19 protein-coding genes and 2 tRNA genes are annotated in these 20764 nt (G+C 62.1%); 10 read left to right on the top strand and 11 right to left on the bottom strand.

The genetic code is table 11. From position 1 onward, the window contains the following. Nucleotides 1–57: 57 nt before the first annotated feature. From SDENCHOL_RS09315 to hpnC, 5 genes are all read right to left on the bottom strand, one after another. Nucleotides 58–1296 (bottom strand): acetate/propionate family kinase, encoded by a 1239-nt coding sequence (locus SDENCHOL_RS09315; protein WP_154716978.1) that lies wholly within the window; start codon nt 1294–1296, stop codon nt 58–60. 11 nt (nt 1297–1307) lie between these two features. After that, the gene (locus SDENCHOL_RS09310; protein ID WP_154716977.1) at nt 1308–2735 is read right to left on the bottom strand and encodes a bifunctional enoyl-CoA hydratase/phosphate acetyltransferase; all 1428 of its coding nucleotides are present in this window, start codon (nt 2733–2735) and stop codon (nt 1308–1310) included. A gap of 148 nt (nt 2736–2883) precedes the next feature. Further along, on the bottom strand, nt 2884–4212 hold the full coding sequence (hpnE, locus tag SDENCHOL_RS09305) for a hydroxysqualene dehydroxylase HpnE (RefSeq protein WP_154716976.1): 1329 nt from the start codon (nt 4210–4212) through the stop codon (nt 2884–2886). A gap of 3 nt (nt 4213–4215) precedes the next feature. Further along, complete coding sequence (gene hpnD, locus SDENCHOL_RS09300; protein WP_154716975.1) at nt 4216–5061, bottom strand: presqualene diphosphate synthase HpnD; 846 nt, start codon at nt 5059–5061, stop codon at nt 4216–4218. A 4-nt stretch (nt 5062–5065) separates the two neighbouring features. Beyond that, entirely contained in the window at nt 5066–5968 is a 903-nt protein-coding gene (hpnC, locus tag SDENCHOL_RS09295; protein ID WP_154716974.1) for a squalene synthase HpnC, read from the bottom strand. 175 nt (nt 5969–6143) lie between these two features. Between hpnC and SDENCHOL_RS09290 the strand changes: the two genes are divergently transcribed. The 5 genes from SDENCHOL_RS09290 (at nt 6144) to lon (ending at nt 12666) form a co-directional block, all read left to right on the top strand. After that, nucleotides 6144–6228, top strand: a tRNA-Leu gene (locus SDENCHOL_RS09290). Nucleotides 6229–6408: 180 nt separating this feature from the next. Next, a complete protein-coding gene (gene tig, locus SDENCHOL_RS09285; RefSeq protein WP_154716973.1) occupies nt 6409–7743 on the top strand; it encodes a trigger factor in 1335 nt (444 codons plus the stop codon). After that, nucleotides 7740–8444 (top strand): ATP-dependent Clp endopeptidase proteolytic subunit ClpP, encoded by a 705-nt coding sequence (clpP, locus tag SDENCHOL_RS09280; protein WP_269458634.1) that lies wholly within the window; start codon nt 7740–7742, stop codon nt 8442–8444. The genes tig and clpP overlap by 4 nt, the downstream gene beginning before the upstream one ends. A gap of 119 nt (nt 8445–8563) precedes the next feature. Beyond that, on the top strand, nt 8564–9850 hold the full coding sequence (gene clpX / locus SDENCHOL_RS09275; protein ID WP_154716972.1) for an ATP-dependent Clp protease ATP-binding subunit ClpX: 1287 nt from the start codon (nt 8564–8566) through the stop codon (nt 9848–9850). A 368-nt stretch (nt 9851–10218) separates the two neighbouring features. Continuing rightward, a complete protein-coding gene (gene lon, locus SDENCHOL_RS09270; protein WP_154716971.1) occupies nt 10219–12666 on the top strand; it encodes an endopeptidase La in 2448 nt (815 codons plus the stop codon). Nucleotides 12667–12705: 39 nt separating this feature from the next. Here the strand turns inward: lon and SDENCHOL_RS09265 are convergent, their stop codons facing one another. The 3 genes from SDENCHOL_RS09265 to SDENCHOL_RS09255 all read right to left on the bottom strand — a co-directional run bounded on the left by SDENCHOL_RS09265 (nt 12706) and on the right by SDENCHOL_RS09255 (nt 15091). Next, nucleotides 12706–13032 carry a hypothetical protein gene (locus SDENCHOL_RS09265; protein WP_154716970.1) on the bottom strand — a complete coding sequence of 109 codons (327 nt, stop codon included), beginning with the start codon at nt 13030–13032 and terminating at the stop codon, nt 12706–12708. A 142-nt stretch (nt 13033–13174) separates the two neighbouring features. Beyond that, nucleotides 13175–13738: a Spy/CpxP family protein refolding chaperone gene (locus tag SDENCHOL_RS09260; protein WP_172955049.1), complete on the bottom strand. Its 564-nt coding sequence runs from the start codon at nt 13736–13738 to the stop codon at nt 13175–13177. A 117-nt stretch (nt 13739–13855) separates the two neighbouring features. Continuing rightward, nucleotides 13856–15091 carry an aspartate kinase gene (locus SDENCHOL_RS09255; RefSeq protein ID WP_154716968.1) on the bottom strand — a complete coding sequence of 412 codons (1236 nt, stop codon included), beginning with the start codon at nt 15089–15091 and terminating at the stop codon, nt 13856–13858. 259 nt (nt 15092–15350) lie between these two features. On the opposite strand from SDENCHOL_RS09255, the gene SDENCHOL_RS09250 reads away from it, so the two are divergent. Then, nucleotides 15351–15653: a helix-turn-helix domain-containing protein gene (locus SDENCHOL_RS09250; RefSeq protein ID WP_154716967.1), complete on the top strand. Its 303-nt coding sequence runs from the start codon at nt 15351–15353 to the stop codon at nt 15651–15653. A gap of 9 nt (nt 15654–15662) precedes the next feature. Here SDENCHOL_RS09250 and SDENCHOL_RS09245 read toward each other — a convergent pair whose 3' ends face one another. Further along, a complete protein-coding gene (locus SDENCHOL_RS09245; protein ID WP_197706889.1) occupies nt 15663–16508 on the bottom strand; it encodes a radical SAM protein in 846 nt (281 codons plus the stop codon). Between the two features lie 194 nt (nt 16509–16702). On the opposite strand from SDENCHOL_RS09245, the gene queD reads away from it, so the two are divergent. The 4 genes from queD to rlmD all read left to right on the top strand — a co-directional run bounded on the left by queD (nt 16703) and on the right by rlmD (nt 19699). Beyond that, nucleotides 16703–17170 carry a 6-carboxytetrahydropterin synthase QueD gene (gene queD, locus SDENCHOL_RS09240; RefSeq protein ID WP_154716965.1) on the top strand — a complete coding sequence of 156 codons (468 nt, stop codon included), beginning with the start codon at nt 16703–16705 and terminating at the stop codon, nt 17168–17170. A gap of 132 nt (nt 17171–17302) precedes the next feature. Then, on the top strand, nt 17303–18082 hold the full coding sequence (locus SDENCHOL_RS09235) for an enoyl-CoA hydratase (protein WP_154716964.1): 780 nt from the start codon (nt 17303–17305) through the stop codon (nt 18080–18082). A gap of 24 nt (nt 18083–18106) precedes the next feature. After that, the gene (locus SDENCHOL_RS09230) at nt 18107–18325 is read left to right on the top strand and encodes a hypothetical protein (RefSeq protein ID WP_154716963.1); all 219 of its coding nucleotides are present in this window, start codon (nt 18107–18109) and stop codon (nt 18323–18325) included. A gap of 33 nt (nt 18326–18358) precedes the next feature. Then, nucleotides 18359–19699 (top strand): 23S rRNA (uracil(1939)-C(5))-methyltransferase RlmD, encoded by a 1341-nt coding sequence (gene rlmD / locus SDENCHOL_RS09225; RefSeq protein ID WP_154716962.1) that lies wholly within the window; start codon nt 18359–18361, stop codon nt 19697–19699. Nucleotides 19700–19780: 81 nt separating this feature from the next. Here the strand turns inward: rlmD and SDENCHOL_RS09220 are convergent, their stop codons facing one another. Together SDENCHOL_RS09220 and SDENCHOL_RS09215 are read right to left on the bottom strand one after the other, a co-directional pair. Beyond that, the gene (locus SDENCHOL_RS09220) at nt 19781–20485 is read right to left on the bottom strand and encodes a Bax inhibitor-1/YccA family protein (RefSeq protein ID WP_154716961.1); all 705 of its coding nucleotides are present in this window, start codon (nt 20483–20485) and stop codon (nt 19781–19783) included. 169 nt (nt 20486–20654) lie between these two features. Beyond that, a tRNA-Ser gene (locus SDENCHOL_RS09215) sits at nt 20655–20742 on the bottom strand. Nucleotides 20743–20764 lie beyond the last annotated feature (22 nt).

Here is a 20764-nt window from a genome sequence, read left to right as displayed (position 1 = left end):
GTAGGTAAAAAGTGTGAAAAACCGCACAAATTCAGCCTGTTGCAGCTTGATTCCGGGCTAGCCGAGCATGCCGGCGGTGTGCCGGGCGATCATCCATTCCTCGTTGGTGGGCATGACCAGAACCTGGACGGCAGCATCCGGCCGGGAGAGGCGGACGTTGCCGGCGCCGCTGGCGGTCGCATTGGCCTCGGCATCCATGGCCACGCCCAGCCAGCGCATTTCGGCGCAGATCTTTTCGCGCACCGGCGCCGCGTGCTCGCCGATGCCGCCGGTGAATACCAGCGCGTCGAGGCCGCCGAGAGCCGCGCTCAGCGAGCCGATTTCACGCCGGACGCGGTAGCAGAACAGCTCGATGGCCTCCTGCGCCTCCGGCCGCGGCGAGGCGAGCAGGGTGCGCATGTCCTGCGAGATGCCGGAGACGCCGAGCAGGCCGGATTCCCGATACAGCAGGCGGGCGAGCGCCTGGCTGTCCATGCTCAGGTTGTCCATCAGATAGAGCAGCACGCCGGGATCGAGGTTGCCGCTGCGGGTGCCCATCACCAGGCCGTCGAGGGAGGAAAAACCCATGGTGGTGGCCACGCTCCGGCGCTCGCGCATTGCGCACATGCTGGCGCCGTTGCCCAGATGGGCGACGATGATCCGGCCCTCGGCCGCTTCCGTGCCGAGCAGTTCGGGCAGGGTTGCCGCGATGTATTCGTAGGAGATGCCGTGGAAGCCGTAACGCCGCACACCCATGGCCGTGATGGCGCGCGGCAGGGCGAACTGGCGGGCAATCGCCGGCTGCGTGCAGTGGAAGGCCGTGTCGAAGCAGGCGACCTGCGGCAGCTTGGGCAGCAGTGCGCTGACGGCGTGGATGGCGCTGAGGTTGTGCGGTTGATGCAGCGGGGCGAGCGGGATCAGCTCGGCCAGTTCCTTGCAGATGGCGGCATCGAGATGGATGGGCCGGGCGTATTTTTCGCCGCCATGAACCACGCGGTGGCCGACGGCGCGCATGCGGATGCCCTCATCGTTGGCGTCCAGCCAGCCGAGCAGGCAGTCCAGGGCGTGCCGATGCTGGCCGGCGCCGTCGGCGGGCGCTGCGTCGAGCGGCTGGTCGGTCATCGTTTTTCCGGCCGCATCGCGGACCTTGAGACGGGTGCTTACCCCGTCGGCGCCGATGCCGTCGATCTGTCCGGAAAACAGCGGCTGACGCGATGGCATCCGGCTTGTGTCCGCGCCCGCGCCCGCCGGGAGTTCGAAAATGGCGAACTTGATCGAGGACGATCCGGCATTGAGCACCAGGATGGCATCGCGCATGGCGGGCCCTTTCACGATGACGATGCCTGCAACTGCTTGCGTCTGGCGTGCGCCATGACGACGGCGATGGCGCAGGAGGCGCTGCGGGTTTCGGCCGTGTCGGCGCGGCTGGTCAGCACGATGGGCACGCGCGCGCCGAGCACGACGCCGGCGGAAAGCGCGTTGGCCAGGTATTCGAGCTGCTTGGCCAGCATGTTGCCGGATTCGATGTCCGGCACCACGAGAATGTCGGCCTGGCCGGCGACCGCCGAATGGATGCCCTTGGTTCTGGCGGCGACCAGAGAGACGGCATTGTCGAAGGCCAGCGGGCCATCGAGCAGTCCGCCGCTGATCTGGCCACGGTCGGCCATTTTGCAGAGCGCGGCGGCTTCGAGCGTGGCGCGCATTTTCGGATTGACCGTCTCGACGGCGGCCAGCAGGGCGACCTTGGGTTCAGCGATGCCGAGCACGTGCGCCAGATCGATGGCGTTTTGCACGATGTCGGCCTTGCACTCCAGCGTCGGCTCGACGTTGATGGCGGCATCGGTGATCATCAGCGGGCGCGGATAGGTCGGCACGTCCATCAGGAAAAGGTGGCTGATGCGCCGCGCCGTGCGCAGGCCGTGCACCTTGTCGACGACCGCGCTCATCAGTTCGTCGGTGTGCAGCGAGCCTTTCATCATCGCCTCGACCTCGCCGTTGCGGGCAAGCTGCACGGCCAGTTCGGCCGAAGCGTGGCTGTGCGGCGTATCGAGGATGCGGCAGTCGTGCAGGGAGAGTTGCAGTTGCTCGGCGACACCGCGGATGCGCGCTTCGGGGCCGACCAGGACGGGCAGGATCAGCCCTTCGTCGCGCGCCATCAGGGCGCCTTTGAGCGATTCGGCATCGCAGGGATGGGCGACCGACATGGGGATGGGCGCGAGGTTTTTCGCCGTGCCGATCAGGCGGGTGTAGCGTATTTTCCGGTCGCTGATGGTGATTTCCGGCAGGGAAAGGCGCGGCCGCTTGATTTTTTCCTCGGGCGCCTTGACCTCGGCGCTGCCGCGGATGACCTCGTGGCCGTCCTGATTGACGCAAAGGCAATCCAGCACGAGGTGTTTGTTGCGATCGATCTTTTTCACGCAGGTGAGGGTGGCGGTAATCGTGTCGCCGATGGCCACCGGGCGCAGGAAATGCAGGGATTGATCGACGTAAATGGCGCCGGGGCCGGGCAGCCGGGTGCCGAGCACCGTGGAAATCAGCGAGCCGCCCCACATACCGTGGGCGATGACCTCGCGAAACATCGACGAGCCGGCGTATTCGGGATCGACGTGGGCCGGATCCACGTCGCCGGACATGATGGCGTAGAGCTGGATGTCCTGCGGCTTCAGGGTATGCGACAGACTGGCTGAGTCGCCGATGCGGATTTCATCGTAGGTGAGATTTTCTATGCAGGGCGTCTGGCTGGATTCGTTCGGCATGGCGATGAGGTATGGAAGTGTCGAGTGGTCGAGTCGTTGAATTGTTGAGTTGCTGAACAATCAGCGAAAACCGGGCTTGCTCAAGAAAGCCGGGAGAAAGGGAAAGCCCAAGTATAAGCGGCTTGTCCGCCCTTGCCGGCTCTGGATTTCAGACGTGCCGGATCCGTTGCGCTGCCGCCACGCCGCTGCGCACGGCCGCTTCGATGGTGCCGGGATAGTCGCCGGCCACATAGTCGCCCGCCAGCAGCAAGCCAGGCAGCGCGGTCTCGGTGGCGGGGCGTTGCAGGTCCGGCGTGCAGGACCAGGTGGCGCGCTTTTCGGTAATCGCTTGCGTCCAGATCGGCGCGGGCAATTCGGGCACAAAGGCGGCAATTTCGTCATGGATCCGGGCGGCAAGTTCCTGCTGACTCAAGGCGAGATGCGGGCCATTCGCGCTGACGACCGCGGCGAGTAGGCCCGCCTGGCCATCCAGTTGGCCGCGGTCGAACAGCCATTGCATGATGCCCCGGCCATGGCCGAGCATGGGCCGCGCCAGGCGCACCTGCGCGGGATAGGCCAGGTAGCAGGTGACGATCGGCTGGTAACTGAAACCGGCGAGCATGCCGGCGATATCGGTGGTACCGGCGGTACCGGGCAGCTCGGCCAGCAAGGCCGGCAGGTGCTGGGGCGCCGTGGCGATGATCACATGGCTGTAGCTGCCGCAGTTTCCCGAGTCGGCGTGCAGGCTGTAGCGGGCGGTTTGTCCGTCATGTGCGACGTCGATGCGCCGGATGGCGGTGGAGCGCCGTAGCGCGGCCGGGTCGCCGCTGCGCTGGATCAGGTAGCGGGCCGCCGCTTCGGGAAACAGCGCGGACAGATCGACGCGCGGCAGCAGGAGATCGCTGGCACTGCGTCCGGCCGCCAGGCTGTCGCGCAGCACGTTGAGAAATATCTGCGCCGAGGCGTCTTCTGCAGGCGTGTTGAGGGCGGCGATGCACAGGGCATGCCACAGATATTGGCGCACGCGGGGCGGCTGGCGCTGGCGGTCGAGCAGTTCGCTCAGGCGGATGTCGCTGGGCAGACGAAAGTTTGCCGCCTGCATGGTCTGCATGAAACGGATGGCGGCAAGTTTTTCGCGCCAGGCAAGACCGCGCGCGCCGAGCAGGGCCGCCGCCAGGTGCAGTGGCGCAGGCAGCTTCGGCGCGCTGATGCGGAATTCGCCGGGAAATTCGAGATGCAGCGGCAGGCGCAGCAGATGGCGGGTCGGATCGACGCCTACCAGGGTCATCAGGCGCAGCGTCTCATGGTAGGCGCCGATCAGGATGTGCTGACCGTTGTCCAGCGTCTCGCCGTGCAGCCTGACGGCGCGCGCGCGGCCGCCGAGCACGCGCGAAGCCTCGAATACGCTGACCGGGATATGGCGACTGGCCAGTTTCACGGCAGCGGCCATGCCGGCGTAACCGGCGCCGATCACGGCGACGTGCGTCCCGTTCCTCACGGTTTACGCCTCACGCAAATAGGTGCGCCACGCCAGCCAGAGTTTGGTCAGTGGCGAGAGGCGAACGCGGCGATCGAGAACGCGGCAGCCATCGCGCCTGATTTCGTCGAGCAGGCGACGGTAGATGGCGGCCATGATCAGGCCGGCGCGCTGTGATTTGCGGTCGCAGTCCGGCAACTGGCCGAGTGCCTGCTGGTAAATCTGTTCGGCGCGGGCAATCTGGAATTCCATCAGGCGTTGGAATTGCTCGCTGTAGCGCGCCTGGCTCAGATCGGCGGGCGCGACACCGAAGCGGGCAAGCTCGTCGAGCGGCAGGTAAATGCGGCCGCGCCGCGCATCCTCGCCGACATCGCGGATGATGTTGGTGAGCTGGAAAGCCAGGCCAAGGTCGTGGGCGTACTTGAGCGTGCGGCGATCCTGGTAGCCGAAGATTTCCGCCGCCAGCAGCCCCACCACGCTGGCGACGCGATAGCAGTAGAGGTGCAGGGCCTTGAAATCGGGATAGCGCGTCTGATCGAGATCCATTTCCATGCCGTCGATGATTTCATGCAACTGCTCGGCGGGCAGGTTGAAGTGCTGCAGGGATTCGGCCAGGGCGATGCCGACCGGATGCGTGGGGCGCCGCGCATGCAGGGCATCCACCTCGCCGCGCCACCAGGCCAGCTTGGCGCGCGCCACGGCGGGTTCGCGGATTTCATCGACGACATCATCGACTTCGCGGCAAAAGGCGTAGAAGGCGGTGATCGCCTGCCGGCGGCGCGGTTCGAGAAAGCGGAAGCTGGCGCTGAAGCTCGAATGGCTGGCGGCGGTGCGTTGCCGGCAATACAGATTGGCTTGTTCCGGGCTCATGCGGTCATCGAGGCGGTGAATCGGAAGCGGAGTCGGAGTCAAGAAGCGCGGTGCGGGCGGCTGTATTGCAATGCTGCCGGCTGACGGCCTGCCACAGCAGCAGCGGCCAGTCATGCGCGCGCAAGACCGGGCGGCGGTGAAAAACGTCGTAATCGACGGCTTCGATTTTATCCAGTATGCGCAGGCCGCCGGCGATGATCAGGCGCAGTTCCAGTCCGATGCGGCCGGGCAGGGCGCGGCCGAGCGGGGCGCCGGAGAGCATCAGTTCGCGGGCGCGCCGGACTTCGAAAGCCATCAGGCTGCGCCAACGCTCGTCCATGCGCTGCGGGCCGTCCCGCAGCGCGGCGGCGATCAGTTCCTCCGTAACGCCGTGGGCCTCCAGGTCTTCCTGCGGCAGGTAGATGCGGCCGGGGGATTTGGCGAAGTCGATGGCGACATCCTGCCAGTGATTGATGAGCTGCAGGCTGCTGCAGATGGCGTCCGACCAGCGCAGGTGCTGCGGCGTTTCGGCGCGGTACAGGCACAGCAGCAGGCGGCCGACCGGATTGGCCGAGCGGCGGCAGTAGTCGAGCAGTTTGGCATGGGTGGCGTAGCGCGTCTGCACCACGTCCTGGCGGAAGGCATCGAGCAGGTCGTGGAGCGGGGACAGCGGCAAGCGGTGTTCATGCACGGCTGCCGCCAGGCGCTGAAACAGCGGCTGCGCGCAGGGCTGGCCGGCGGCGATGCGTTCGAGTTGCGCGGCGTATTCGTCCAGTCGGCGCAGACGCTCCGCGGCCGGCAGTTCGCCTTCATCGGCAATGTCGTCGGCACTGCGGGCAAAGGCGTACAGCGCCGTTACCGGCGCATGCAGACGGCGTGGCAGCAGCAGGGAGGCGACGGGAAAATTTTCGTAATGATCGACTGGCATGGTGTTTTCCGCATCCCGTTTCAGCGCGCCGGCGCTGCGGATCAGCGGGATGGCAGGCGGACTGCCGGCATGGCGCGGGAGCCGCCGGCAAGCGCCAATGCGGACTTCGACATGGCGCCGATGGGCTGTCAGTATAGAAGCGATTCCGCTAGAATGGCGGGCACTTCGCTTCTGCGCCCAGGTGGCGAAATTGGTAGACGCAGCAGGTTTAGGTCCTGCCGCCGCAAGGTGTGGGGGTTCGAGTCCCTTCCTGGGCACCAAATGGTAAAGAGAGGGTAAAGAGCGCGGCAAGGAGTGAATGCAGGGCTTTGTGCGTTCTCCCCAGCAGGCGCCTTGCCTCGTTTGCTTGTTCGTTTGTGTGCTTGTATGCGGGGGCCGGCGGCGGATTTGTTTTTTCAATCATTTTTCAACCTTTGACAGCCTAGACTCAGGACTTTTTTATGCAGACCAATCAGGAACAGGAAACCACCCAGGAAACCAGCGTGGCCGCCGCGCCGAATCCCCTGGAGCGCCGTCTCGACATGAGCGTATCGCTCGAGGCCGTCGAAAAGGATGTGGCGCAGCGTCTCAAGAAGATGTCGCGCACGGTGAAAATGCCGGGTTTCCGTCCGGGCAAGGTGCCGATGAACATGGTGGCGCAGCAGTACGGCCATCAGGCGCGTTCCGAGGCCATTGGCGAAGCGGTGGAAAAATCCTTCAATGCCGCCGTGCATGAGCAGAAGCTGCGCGTGGCCGGCTATCCGAACTTCGAGCCGAAGGAAGGCGCGGCTGCCGGCCAGATGAGCTTTTCGGCGGTGTTCGAGGTGTATCCGGAAATCACCCTGGGCGAGATTGCCGGTCGCGAAATCGCAAAACCGACCCTGACGGTCACGGATGCCGAAGTGGACAAGACGCTGGAAGTGCTGCGCAAGCAGCGCACCACTTTCGTCGAGGCAGCCAAGGCGGCTGCCGATGGCGATCGCGCCATCATCGACTTCATCGGTCGCCGCGATGGCGAGCCGTTCCCGGGTGGCCAGGCCAGCGATTTCGCCATGCTGGTGGGCGGCGGCCAGATGCTGCCGGATTTCGAGACGGCCGTGCTCGGCATGTCGGCTGGTGAAACCAAGACCTTCGACCTGACTTTCCCCGAGGACTACCAGGCCAAGGATCTGGCGGGTCAAACGGTGCAGTTCGAGCTGACCCTGAAGCGCGTCGATGCGCCCGAGCTGCCGCCGCTGGATGCCGATTTCGCTCGTGCGCTGGGGATTGCCGATGGTGATGTGGAGAAAATGCGCGGCGAAGTGAAGGACAACCTGACGCGTGAAGTGAATAACCGCCTCAAGGCGCGCACCAAGGCGCAGGCGATGGAAGCGCTGCTCGCCGCCAATCCTGTCGACGTACCCCAGGCGCTGGTGCGGGCCGAGTCGGGACGGATGGCGCAGGCGACGATCCAGGACATGGAAGCGCGCGGCATGTCGACGAAGAACGTGCCGATACAGCCCGCCTGGTTCACCGAGCAGGCGCAGCGTCGCGTCAGGTTGAGCCTGATCGTGTCCGAGCTGGCGCGGGAGAAGGATCTCTACGCCAAGCCGGAGCAGGTGCGCGCGGTGATCGAAGAGTTTGCCGCAACCTACGAAGACCCGGCGGAAGTGGTCCGCTGGTACTATTCCCAGCCGCAGCGTCTGGCCGAGGCCGAGTCGCTGGCGCTGGAGAACAACGTGGTGGAGTGGGTGCTGGCGAATGCCAAGGTGTCCGAGAAACCGGCCTCTTTCGATGAACTGATGGAAGTCAAATGATGAAGACATTCACCGGGCAGGACATGCATGGCAATCATCAGGATCCGAGCATGCTCGGCCTGGTGCCCATGGTCATCGAGACCAGCGGGCGTGGCGAACGCGCGTATGACATCTATTCGCGTCTGCTGCGCGAGCGGGTGATCTTCCTGGTTGGCCCGGTGAATGATGCGACGGCCAACCTGATCGTTGCCCAGTTGCTGTTTCTCGAGTCGGAAAATCCGGACAAGGACATTCATTTGTACATCAATTCGCCGGGCGGCTCGGTGACGGCCGGGCTGGCGATTTACGACACCATGCAGTTCATCAAGCCGGACGTATCCACGCTGTGCATCGGCCAGGCCGCCAGCATGGGGGCTTTCCTGCTGACTGCCGGCACCAAGGGCAAACGCTACTGCCTGCCGAATTCGCGGGTGATGATTCATCAGCCGATGGGCGGTTTCCAGGGGCAGGCATCGGATATCGAGATTCACGCCAAGGAAATCCTCTATCTGAAGCAGCGCCTGAACCAGATGATGGCTAGGCATACCGGCCAGAAGATCGAGCATATCGAGCGCGATACCGATCGCGACAATTTTCTCTCGGCCATCGAAGCGGTCGAATACGGCATCGTCGATCAGGTGCTGGAAAACCGCGGCGGCGAGCAGGACGCTGCCGGCGGCAAGCCGGGCAAGACGGACAGGTCGGACAAAGCGGATAAATGATGCGTGCTGCGGGTGTTTCCTTCAGCCTCCATCGTCCGCTGCAGGGTGGTTATGTTGACGGGCATCGATGAGTACCAAAGCGGACTAAATTACACAGCGCATAGTCACGGAGTACCAATATGACGGAAAAGAAATCCGGTCCGGAAAAACTGCTCTATTGCTCGTTCTGCAGCAAGAGCCAGCACGAGGTGAAAAAGCTCATCGCCGGCCCGTCCGTGTTCATCTGCGATGAATGCATCGACCTGTGCAACGACATCATCCGCGACGAAGCCGCAGTCGGGCTGGGCGAAGGCAAGGAGAAGTCGGAACTGCCGACGCCCAGGGAAATCTGCACCATACTCGACCAGTACGTGATCGGCCAGGAGGCGGCCAAGCGCGTACTGGCGGTGGCGGTATACAACCATTACAAGCGCCTGCAGCATCTTGCCGGCCCCGGCCATGAGGGCGATGGCGTGGAGCTGGCCAAGAGCAACATCCTGCTGATCGGCCCGACCGGTTCGGGCAAGACCTTGCTGGCACAGACGCTGGCGCGCCTGCTCAACGTGCCCTTCATCATGGCGGATGCGACGACGCTGACCGAGGCTGGCTATGTCGGCGAGGACGTCGAGAACATCATCCAGAAACTGCTGCAGAAGTGCGACTACGAAATCGACAAGGCGCAGCGCGGCATCGTCTATATCGACGAGATCGACAAAATTTCGCGCAAGTCCGACAATCCTTCGATCACCCGCGACGTTTCCGGCGAGGGCGTGCAGCAGGCACTGCTCAAGCTGATCGAGGGCACGACGGCAGCGATCCCGCCGCAGGGCGGCCGCAAGCATCCGAATCAGGATTTCGTGCAGGTCGATACGACGAATATCCTCTTCATCTGCGGCGGCGCGTTCGACGGCCTCGACAAGGTGATCCGCAATCGCTCCGAAAAGAGCGGCATCGGGTTCGGCGCCGAGGTGAAGAGCCGCGACAGCCGGAACATCACGGAAGCCCTGTTGCAGGTGGAGCCGGAAGACCTGGTCAAGTTCGGTCTGATTCCCGAGTTCGTCGGTCGCCTGCCGGTGATTGCCACGCTGCAGGAGCTGGACGAGGCGGCCCTGATCGAGATTCTCATCGAGCCGAAGAATGCCCTGATCAAGCAGTACCAGAAGCTGTTCCAGATGGAAGGCGTCGAACTCGAAGTACGCCCGAATGCCCTGCAGGCCATCGCCCGCAAGGCGATCAAGCGCAAGGCGGGGGCGCGCGGCCTGCGTTCCATACTCGAGAGCGCGCTGCTCGATACCATGTATGAACTGCCGAGCATGGAGAACGTGACCAAGGTGGTCATCGACGAGTCCATGGTGGAGGGCAGCACGCCGGCCATCCTCATCTACGCCGACCAACCGGCGGGCAAGGCTGGCAAGGTTGCCAGTTAGAACGCAGAGAAAGCAGAGAACGCAGGCTTGCCGCGAACCAACTGCGCTGCGCAGTATCTCAGTACATATAGGGTCGGCATGGGCTGCGCGTGTGAAATCAGGTCACATCGGGTCTGCCGGTTCGGCAATTGTCTGCGACCTTGCATGGTCTTGATATTCCAGTCGAAACCCGATGCCGGCGCATGAGCCAGGCCGTCTTTTCCGGTGCGCCGCATGCCATCGGGCCGGCGCTTTCCAGGCGGTAATGGATGGTCTAGACTCGATTTGACCGTTTTTGCGGGCCCCGTGGTTGCCGGCATACTTGAACTTGAAATTCCCGGTTTCACCCCAAGCTGGGACCCAGTTGTATTCAATCAAAGGATAACGCCATGTCGAGCGAACTGGATCTGCCCTCCGAAGCACTTGAATTGCCACTGTTGCCCTTGCGTGACGTCGTCGTTTTTCCGCACATGGTGATTCCGCTGTTCGTCGGCCGCCCGAAGTCGATCAAGGCGCTCGACATGGCGATGGAGTCCGGCAAGGGGATTTTGCTGGTGGCGCAGAAATCCGCCGCCAAGGATGAACCGGATGCCGAGGACATGTACCGCATCGGCTGCGTGGCCAACATCCTGCAGATGCTCAAGCTGCCCGATGGAACCGTCAAGGTGCTGGTCGAAGGCGTGCAGCGGGCGCATATCGGACGCATCGAGGATCGCCAGGAGCTGTTCGTGGCGGAGGTGAGGCCGGTACCGCTCGACGAGGCTGGCGATCACGAGGTCGAGGCGATGCGCCGTGCCATCCTTGCCCAGTTCGATCAGTACATCAAGCTGAACAAGAAGATTCCGCCGGAAATTCTCACTTCGCTGTCGGGTATCGACGAGGCCGGGCGTCTGGCCGACACCATCGCCGCGCATCTGCCGCTGAAGCTGGAGCAGAAGCAGGAAGTGCTGGAAATCTTCGAAGTCGCCGCGCGTCTGGAAAAACTGCTGTCCCAACTGGAAGCCGAACTCGACATCCTTCAGGTCGAGAAGCGCATCCGCGGCCGCGTCAAGCGGCAGATGGAAAAGAGCCAGCGCGAGTATTACCTCAACGAGCAGGTCAAGGCCATCCAGAAGGAACTGGGCGAGGGCGAGGAAGGCGCCGAGCTCGACGAGATGGAGAAGAAGATCAAGGAAGCCGGCATGCCCAAGGAAGCCTTGGCCAAGGCCCAGGCTGAATTGAAGAAGCTCAAGCTGATGTCGCCGATGTCGGCCGAGGCTACCGTGGTGCGCAATTACATCGAGACGCTGATCGGCCTGCCCTGGAAGAAGAAGAGCCGCACCGACAAGGATCTCGCCGCGGCGGTGAAGGTGCTCGACAAGGATCATTACGGCCTCGACAAGGTCAAGGAACGCATCGTCGAGTATCTGGCCGTGCAGCAGCGCGTCGACAAGCTGAAGGCGCCGATCCTGTGCCTGGTCGGCCCACCGGGGGTGGGCAAGACTTCTCTCGGCCAGTCGATCGCCAAGGCGACCAACCGCAAGTTCGTGCGCATGTCGCTGGGCGGAGTGCGTGACGAATCCGAGATTCGCGGCCATCGCCGCACCTATATCGGTTCCATGCCCGGCAAGATTCTGCAGAACATGGCCAAGGTCGGCGTGCGCAACCCGCTCTTCCTGCTCGACGAAGTCGACAAGATGGGCCAGGATTTCCGCGGCGATCCGAGCGCGGCGCTGCTCGAGGTGCTCGATCCGGAGCAGAACTCGACTTTCGTCGATCACTACGTCGAAGTCGAATACGACCTGTCGGACGTGATGTTCGTCGCTACGGCCAATACCCTCAACATCCCGGCGCCGCTGCTCGACCGCATGGAGTTGATCCGTCTGTCGGGCTATACCGAAGACGAGAAAGTGAATATCGCCACCCGCTATCTGCTGCCCAAGCAATTGAAGGCCAATGGCATCAAGCGCGATGAGCTGACGGTGACCGAGGATGCGCTGCGCGACATCGTGCGTTACTACACGCGCGAAGCCGGCGTGCGTTCGCTCGATCGCGACATTTCCAAGATTTGCCGCAAGGTGGTCAAGGCGCTGGTGCTGCGCAGCCGCAAGTCCAAGGTCATCGTCAACGCCAAGAATCTCGACAAGTATCTGGGCGTGCGCCGCTATTCCTTCGGGGTGGCGGAGAAGGAAAACCAGATCGGTCAGGTGACCGGTCTGGCCTGGACCGAGGTGGGCGGCGAGCTGCTGACCATCGAGGCCGTGGCCGTGCCCGGCAAGGGCAAGACCATGACCACCGGCAAGCTCGGCGAAGTAATGCAGGAGTCGATTCAGGCCGCGCTCACCGTGGTGCGCAAGCGCGGCAAGCAGTTCGGCATCGCCGAGGACTTCTATCAGAAGAAGGATTTGCACATCCACTTGCCCGAAGGCGCGACACCCAAGGATGGCCCGTCGGCCGGGGCGGCCATCGCCACCGCGCTGGTGTCGGTGCTGACCGGCATCCCGGTGCGCGCCGACGTGGCAATGACCGGCGAAATCACCTTGCGCGGTGAAATCCTGCCCATCGGCGGGCTCAAGGAGAAGCTGCTGGCGGCGGTGCGCGGCGGCATCCGCACGGCGCTGATTCCCGAGGAAAACGTCAAGGATCTGGCGGAGATTCAGGACGCGATCAAGAATCGGATCGAGATCGTTCCGGTGCGCTGGGTCGACAAGGTGCTGGAACTGGCGCTGGAACGCATGCCCGAACCGGCAGCCGAGGCGGAAGCAGACGGGGCAGCCCTCGGCACGCCGTTGGAGCCTTCACAGATTGCCGCCGGTGGCGATGCGGCGACCGGTGGGAGCGGCATCGTCGCGCATTAACCGGCAGCGAAGCTGCAAACAAGGCAAGCCCGGCGGCGCTCAGCTTTCCTCAGGAAGCGAGGGTGCCGTCAGGCAATCAACCGGCGTGCATTTCTTGCGCAGCAGGTTGATGTAGAGCGTTCCGGCGAGCCTGCCATCCTGCACGACGTGGCAGCGCATCACTTCGGGATCGATGGTGTGCCGGATGTCGGCCAGGCTGCCGCGCAATATCATTTTGCCGGCTGGAAAACAGGCAGCAAGATCGATTTCGCGCCTGTCCCGTTCGCTCAGTTGATGTTCGAGCTCAAGCTGGGTTTCGATGCTGCGTGCCAGTGAGCGCAGCATGCGCAGATCGCGATCCTGCGGGTGGCCAAGATAGTGTGACATGGCCAAATATTAGCATGTGCTAATGGGTCGTGTCTGGTATGTCGAAAATGATCGACGATCAATAACCAACAACCAACAATCCAGGACCGTCCAAATATCTGGGTGCGACGGTCCCGGATCGAGGTGGGGCGAGCAGGGCGGCTTATTTCGCTTCCGCCGCGCCGGCAGCCGGTGGCGGATTCATGCGCTGCTGCCGCATCTTGTCTCGCGGTTTTTGTTTGATCGGCTGCATGAAATGCTGGTCGGCAACGGCTTTCTGTTCCGCAGTCAGCACGGCGTAGAGCTCCTTGGCCGACTGGCTCATGGCTTCCATGCCGGCCAGGCGCTGCTTCATGAACTCGATTGCCTTGTCCATGTGTTCGGGAGCGGAAAGCGGTTTGGCCGTGCTCGCCTGCGGCTGCCCCTTGTCGCGCAGTGCCTGCATGTGTTCGGCCTGCTGTTTGGCCTTGTTGGCAAAAGCCTGCCAGGCGGTTTCCTGATCGGCCGTGATCTTCAGCTCGGCTTTCAGCTTGTCGAGGCGAGCGGCGGCCATGGCTGCCCTGTCGACGTTGGCCTGCTTGCCTGACCAGGCGCGTTTGCCCTTCATGTCGTATCCGTGGGCGCAGGCATCCGGGAGGCCCATGCCAAAGGGATGGGCCTGTGCGCTGCCCAGACCGAGCGTGGCAAGGGCGGCGATGCCGATGATGAATTTGTGTCCGACTTTCATGAATACTCTCCTTGGTGTGGATGGCAGGGTCATTCTTGCCGTGAGTTGTAAGCGGAAAGTGTCATCAGTTGCCGATTTTGTAACCTCGTGTAATCAGGCAATCATCATCATGCCGAATCACGCCGCTTGATTCAGGTTGAAGCTCTGGTGCAGCACGCGCACGGCAAGCTCCAGGTATTTTTCGTCCAGCACCACCGAGATTTTGATCTCGGAAGTGGAGATCATCTGCAGGTTGATGCCTTCCTCGGCCAGGGCGCGGAACATTTTGCTGGCTACACCGGGATGCGAGCGCATGCCGACGCCGACGGCGGAAACCTTGCATATCTTGTTGTCGCCCGTGATGGCGCGGGCACCGACATGTGCCTTGACGGTTTCGAGTATGGCCAGCGCCTTGGCGTATTCACCGCGATTGACGGTGAAGGAAAAGTCGGTGGAGCCGTCGTGGCCGACGTTCTGGATGATCATGTCGACGTCGATATTGGCCTCGGCGATCGGGCCAAGTATCTGGTAGGCGATGCCGGGGCGGTCGGGCACGCCGAGGACGGTCAGCTTGGCTTCGTCACGGTTGAAGGCGATGCCGGAAATGATGGGCTCTTCCATGTTTTGATTTTCCTCGAAAGTAATCAGCGTGCCGGGGCCTTGTTTGTTCAGATATTCCAGGCTGGAGAGCACGCGCAGTTTGACCTTGTACTTGCCGGCAAACTCCACTGAGCGGATTTGCAGTACCTTGGAGCCGAGGCTCGCCATTTCCAGCATTTCCTCGAAAGTGATGGAGTCGAGGCGGCGCGCTTCGGGAACGATGCGCGGGTCGGTGGTGTAGACGCCATCGACATCGGTATAGATCTGGCATTCGCTGGCTTGCAGGGCGGCAGCCAGGGCAACCGCCGTGGTGTCGGAGCCGCCGCGTCCCAGTGTGGTGATGGCGCCCTGGGCATCGACACCCTGGAAGCCGGCGACGATGATGACTTGCCCGGCATCGAGATCAGCCTTGATGGCCTGGTCGTCGATATCGAGGATGCGGGCCTTGGTATGCGTGCTGTCGGTGAGGATGCTGACCTGGCCGCCGGTGTAGCTTTTGGCCGGGATGCCCAGTTCCTTCAGCGCCATTGCCAGCAGACCGATGCTGACCTGCTCGCCTGTCGATATCACCACATCGAGTTCGCGCGGATCGGGTGAGGTTTGGATGGCCTTGGCCAAGTCGATCAGGCGGTTGGTTTCGCCGCTCATCGCCGAGACCACGACGACCAGTTGATTTCCTTCGCCTTTCCATTTGGCAATACGCCGGGCCACATTCTTGATGCGTTCCGGCGATCCCATCGAGGTGCCGCCATATTTTTGGACTATCAGTGCCATTTTTCCGTCTAGCCTGCTGAACAAAGGCGGAAATTATATCCGATATCCCTTCCGGAGCGCTTGTTTCCAAGCCGGGATGACAGGCTGGGCAGGCTGAGGAAAGAGGGCGCCCTGTCTAAAAAAGTATTTTTCTGATTAGTCTTACGACATAGGCCTTGTATGTCGAAAATATATTGTATATAGTACGCGGCACTATCACTTAGGTTATAGTCGATAGAACAATGTATTTAGGCTGACGTACTTTTTAAAGGATATTGCCATGAGAACCATGGAAAAGATTGATGCGCGTGAAATCCGCCGCAAGATGGGCATGAACCAGCAGCAATTCTGGTCAAAGCTGGGTGTGACGCAGAGCGGCGGTTCGCGTTACGAGAGTGGCCGCAACATACCGCGTCCGGTGCAGCAGTTGCTGCGTCTGGTGCATGTCGAGAATATCGATATTTCCAAAGTCAAGCGCGAGGATTTCGAAGTTGCGGAATACCTGAAGGCGCATGAGCCGGAGCAGTACAAGTCGCTGAAGAAGCTGGCGCGCACCGCTGCGGCAGCCAAGTCGAAGAAGTGAAATCATGGCTCAGGGGCTGATGCGCACGCGCAGCCCCAGTTGCCGAACCTGTAGCGCCAGTGTTTCCAGCCAGTCGGCTGGCAATCTTTCGAGACGCGACGCTTCACTCTGCATGGAGGGGCGCGCCAGACCGTAGAGGTGCACGCCGGCCAGTTTGCCGGTACCGGATGGCGCTTTCGTTGTTTTTGTTGTTTTACTTGCAGCTTCCTCTGTTGCCTGTACTTGCTTCAGCAGGTCCAGCCAGGCAGCGATTTCCTCATCTCCCGGTGTCCTCCCATCCAGACTGAAGCAGCAGGTCTGCACCCAGGTGCTGCACAGTTCGGCGCACTTGCGCAGGCGCCGGACGATGCCCGCCGGATCGAGATCGACGCCATTGATGCGGGCAATGCCTTGGCGGGTTCCCGCATCCAGCTTGAACCAGACTTCACCAGCGGCCGCACCGAGATGGGCGATGCCTTCCTGCACCGCTGGGCGGTCGATCAGGCTGCCGTTGGTGATCAAGCGCAATTTGGCGTCGAGACTGAATTCGTCGCGCAGCCGCCGGGCCAATTCGACCGCGGCAGAAAACTCACGTGCGCTGGTGGGTTCGCCGTTGCCGGAAAAGGCGATATCCTCGATGCGGCGAGTCTCGAAAGGAACGCGCCGGGCCATGAAGTCGCCATGGACGAGATCGTCGAGCAGACTGCGCAATTCCGTTTCCAGCTGCGCCAGATCGATTGGCGGCGCGTTGCCGCGTTTCAGATCGGGCACCTGACAGTAGATGCAGCGCCAGTTGCAGGCATTGTTCGGGTTTAGATTGATGCCCACTGAAACACCGCCGGCGCGCCGCGATACGACCGGGTAGACATAGGTCATGCCGGCACTGTCACGACTGTGATCGCCAGTGCCAAGCAGCTGGTTTGGGGCTGTGTCCGGAGAGGGTTTCATGATGGCCTGGCCTGAGCACGCATTATAATCGGCGCCGTTCCAGCCTTTCTCTTTCTATTTCCGTTCCGTTCCGTTCCGTTTCCGTTTCGTTTTCGTCCCGGCCTGACCCACGAAAGTTCACCATGCAGATTACCCGCCGTCTCGAGTTCGATGCCGGCCATCGCATTCCGGATCATCTGAGCCAGTGCCGGCACCTGCATGGCCACCGCTATGCCATCGAGATCACCCTGGCCGGCGACATCATTCATGCCAGCGGCCAGCCGGTGAATGGCATGCTCATGGATTTTTCCGAGATCAAGTCGCTGGCCATGCAACATCTGGTCGATGAGTGGGATCATGCTTTTCTGGCTTACCGGGGCGATACGGCGGTGGTGGATTTTCTCGCCACGTTGCCGGGCCACAAGACGGTGCTGCTCGATGTGGTGCCGACGGCGGAAAATCTTGCCGTGCTGGCGTTCGCCAGGCTGGACCGGGCCTATCTCGATTTGTGGGGCAACCACCTGCGTCTCGAACGCGTGCGCCTCTATGAGACGCCGAACTGCTGGGCCGATGCCACGCGCGCGGATATTGCCGGCCAGGCGCTGCGCTGAACCGGGCCGTACCGGGTTACGACGCATCGCATCACATCGAATCTCCGAGAATTTTCGGACAAGCAAACGAACGCTGCGACAGATCTCCGTCGATCGCTGCAATATTTTTCTCATTTCCTGCAAGGGCAGACCATGAACGATCCGATCCTGACTGAAAGCAAAGACGGTGTTTTCTGCATCGAAATCTGTCGTCCAGACAAGAAGAATGCATTGACCAGTGCAATGTACACGGCCCTGGCCGATGCGCTCGATGCTGCCGAGCGGGATGCCGCCGTGCGCGTGATCGTGATTCATGGCCAGCCAGGTATATTTACCGCCGGTAACGACCTGGGCGATTTTCTTGCCAATCCGCCGCTGCAGGAAAATCCGCCGCCGCCGGTATTCCGCTTTCTCGATACCTTCAGCAGCCTGAAGAAGCCTTTCATCGCGGCAGTTTCCGGCGTGGCCGTCGGTGTCGGCACGACCTTGCTGCTGCATTGCGACCTGGTGTATGCCGGTACGAGCGCGCGTTTCCAGTTGCCGTTCGTCAGCCTCGGCCTGTGCCCGGAGGCAGCCTCGAGCCTGTTGCTGCCGGCGCTGGCGGGTCATGCGCGGGCGGCGGAAATGCTCTTGTTATGCGAACCTTTCGATGCCACCAAGGCGCGTGAGGTCGGTCTCGTCAATGCGGTATTGCCGGACGAGCAGGTCGTCGAACACGCTCTGGCGCAGGCGCGCAAGCTGGCCGCCTTGCCGGCGGCCTCGGTCAGGCTGACCAAGCAGATGCTGAAGAGCGCGCAGCAGGCGCTGATTGCGCAGACCATGCAGAGCGAGGTGCGACATTTCAAGGAGCGTCTGGTGTCGCCCGAAGCGAAGGAGGCTTTCGCTGCCTTTTTCGACAAGCGCAAGCCGGATTTCGGCCAGTTCAATCAGTAAGCAATGATCAGCAAGGAGGCTGCGATGAACGAGGAACTGCACCAACTGGAAGAGCGCACCCGGGCGCTGCCGGAATATGCCAAAGCGATGGCATTGCTGGCCGAGCGCGAGCAACTGGAACAGCAGTTGCAGGCGCTCGATCATCGCATCGAGGCGTTGGCGGCGGCGGGCAAGCTGGCCCGCATCGATCATCTGCGCCAGAACCTGCTGCTCAGTCATCGCGCCTGGCCGCCCGTTGGCTGAGGTACGCACTTCGCAACAAGCAAAGCAACTTTCATGACGAATGCAAATATTGCCACCATAGAATCGCTGGATCATGACGGCCAGGGTGTGGCGCATGTCGAGGGCAAGACCCTCTTCATCGAAGGCGCCCTGCCGGGCGAGCGGGTTGAGTACCTCAGCTATCGGCGCAAGCCCAGTTTTGAGAAGGCCAGCGTTACCCGCATCCTGCGTGCCAGCTTCCAGCGCGTGACGCCGCGTTGCCGCCACTTCGGCATCTGTGGCGGCTGCAGCATGCAGCATCTCGATGAGCTGGCTCAGACGGCGGTCAAGCAGCGTGTGCTCGAAGATGCCTTGTGGCACATTGCGCGGCTGCGTCCGGAAACCGTGTTTCCCGTCGTGCAGGGGCCGGCCTGGGGCTACCGTTATCGCGCGCGCCTGTCCGTGCGGCTGGTGCGGAAGAAGGGCGGCGTGCTGGTCGGTTTTCATGAGCGCCGCAGCAGCTATGTGGCCGACATGGATAGCTGCGCCGTATTGCCGCCGAAGATTTCTGCGCTGTTGCCGCATCTGCGCAATTTGGTCGGCAGCCTGTCGATTCCCGATCGCCTGCCGCAGATCGAACTGGCCATTGGCGAAGATGCGGCGGGCCGGTTGCAGTACGCCCTGGTATTGCGCATTCTCGAACCGCTGACGCTGGAGGATGAGGCGAAGCTGCGCAGCTTCGCCGATATCCATGAGGTCGTGTTCTACCTGCAGCCGGGTGGTTCGGTCGATACGGTGGCCCTGTTCCATCCCCTGGATGCGGCGCCGCTGGCCTATCGTTTGCCCGAATTCGAGGTGACGCATCGTTTTCGTCCGACCGACTTCACTCAGGTCAACCATGGCATCAACCGCATCCTGGTGCGCCGCGCCATGGCCTTGCTGGAGCCTGCTGCCGGCGAGCGCATCGCCGACATGTTCTGCGGCCTGGGCAATTTCACCTTGCCCATCGCGCGCAGCGGCGCTTCAGTGGTCGGCATCGAGGGCAGCAAGGCGCTGGTCGAGCGGGCACGCGAAAATGCAGTGGCCAATGGGCTGGCCATGAACACCGAGTTTGCCGTGGCAAATCTGTTCGAGGCAACGCCGGAGCGTCTTGCCGCGCTCGGCCGCTTCGACAAGATGCTGATCGACCCGCCGCGCGAAGGTGCTGCCGAACTGGTCAAGGCAATCGGTGCACAAAGCGCGCAAGGCGTCGAGGCGCCGTGGCGTATCGTTTATGTTTCCTGCAATCCGGCAACGCTGGCGCGTGATGCCGCCATGCTGGCGCATGAGTGCGGCTATCGTCTGCGTGGCGCCGGCATTGCCAATATGTTTCCGCAGACTTCGCATGTCGAGTCGATTGCGCTGTTTGAACGCTGAACTTGCTGGCGGCGCAAAAAAAAGGTGGCCAAGCCACCTTTTTTTGTCGCGGCACCGTAGCACCGAGGCAGGTTCGCTTGTTCAGTCGCGTTCGCCCGTCAGCGCCATCAGGATGTGCAGCAGGCTGGTGAAGATGTTGTAGACGTCCAGATAGACCGCCAGCGTGGCACTGATGTAGTTGGTCTGACCGCCTTGCACGATGCGATTGATGTCGTACAGGATATAGGCGGAGAACACCATGATCGCCACGGCCGAAATTGCCAGGGCCAGGACGGGAATCTGCAGGAAGGCATTGGCCAGCGCGGCAACGAGTACGAGGATCAGGCCGGCAAAGACGAATTTGCCGATGCCGCTGAAGTCGCGCTTGGTCGTCGCCGCAACGCCTGCGAGCACGGCGAAGATCGTGCCGGTGCCGCCTGCGGCCATGGCGATCAGCATGCCGCCGTTCGAGAAGCCGAGCGCGACGCGCAGGATGTTCGAGAGCATCAAGCCCATGAAGAAAGTGAAGCCCAGCAGCAAGGCAACGCCAAGACCGCTGTTCTTGTTGCGCTCGATACCCCACATGAAGCCCCAGGCGATGCCCAGGAACAGCAAAAAGCCCATGACCGGGCTGCCGGCGAAGAAGGAAAAGCCGGTGTTGATGCCCACCATGGCACCCAGCACCGTTGGGATCATCGACAGGGCGAGCAGGGCATAGGTATTGCGCAACACACGATTCCGCTGTTGGGCAAGCAGCGCGGTGCTGCCAGGGGTTTGGCCATAAGTGGTCTGGAGATTGGGTTGCATTGTGGTTGGTCTCCCTATCGTGAATGTTGTGGATATTGTGGATGCGTGGATCGTTGGAGGAGATGTGGGGCAGAAAGCGGCAAATGCAAAGCGGCAGAATACTGTAAGTGGTGAGTAGGAGTGAAAAAATCCGAAAAAGTTCGCCGTACCTTTGCTGCGTCCGCTCAGTTGGCGGAAGCGGTGAGATTCGAACTCACGGACGGTTGCCCGTCGCCGGTTTTCAAGACCGGTGCCTTAAACCACTCGGCCACGCTTCCTGTAATCTTCGTCAGGTCAAGG

Origin of the sequence: Sterolibacterium denitrificans (assembly GCF_900174485.1) — a bacterium.
GTDB lineage: Bacteria > Pseudomonadota > Gammaproteobacteria > Burkholderiales > Rhodocyclaceae > Sterolibacterium > Sterolibacterium denitrificans.
Note: the sequence above shows the minus strand (reverse complement) of the source record. Positions and strands in the feature narration are given on the sequence as shown.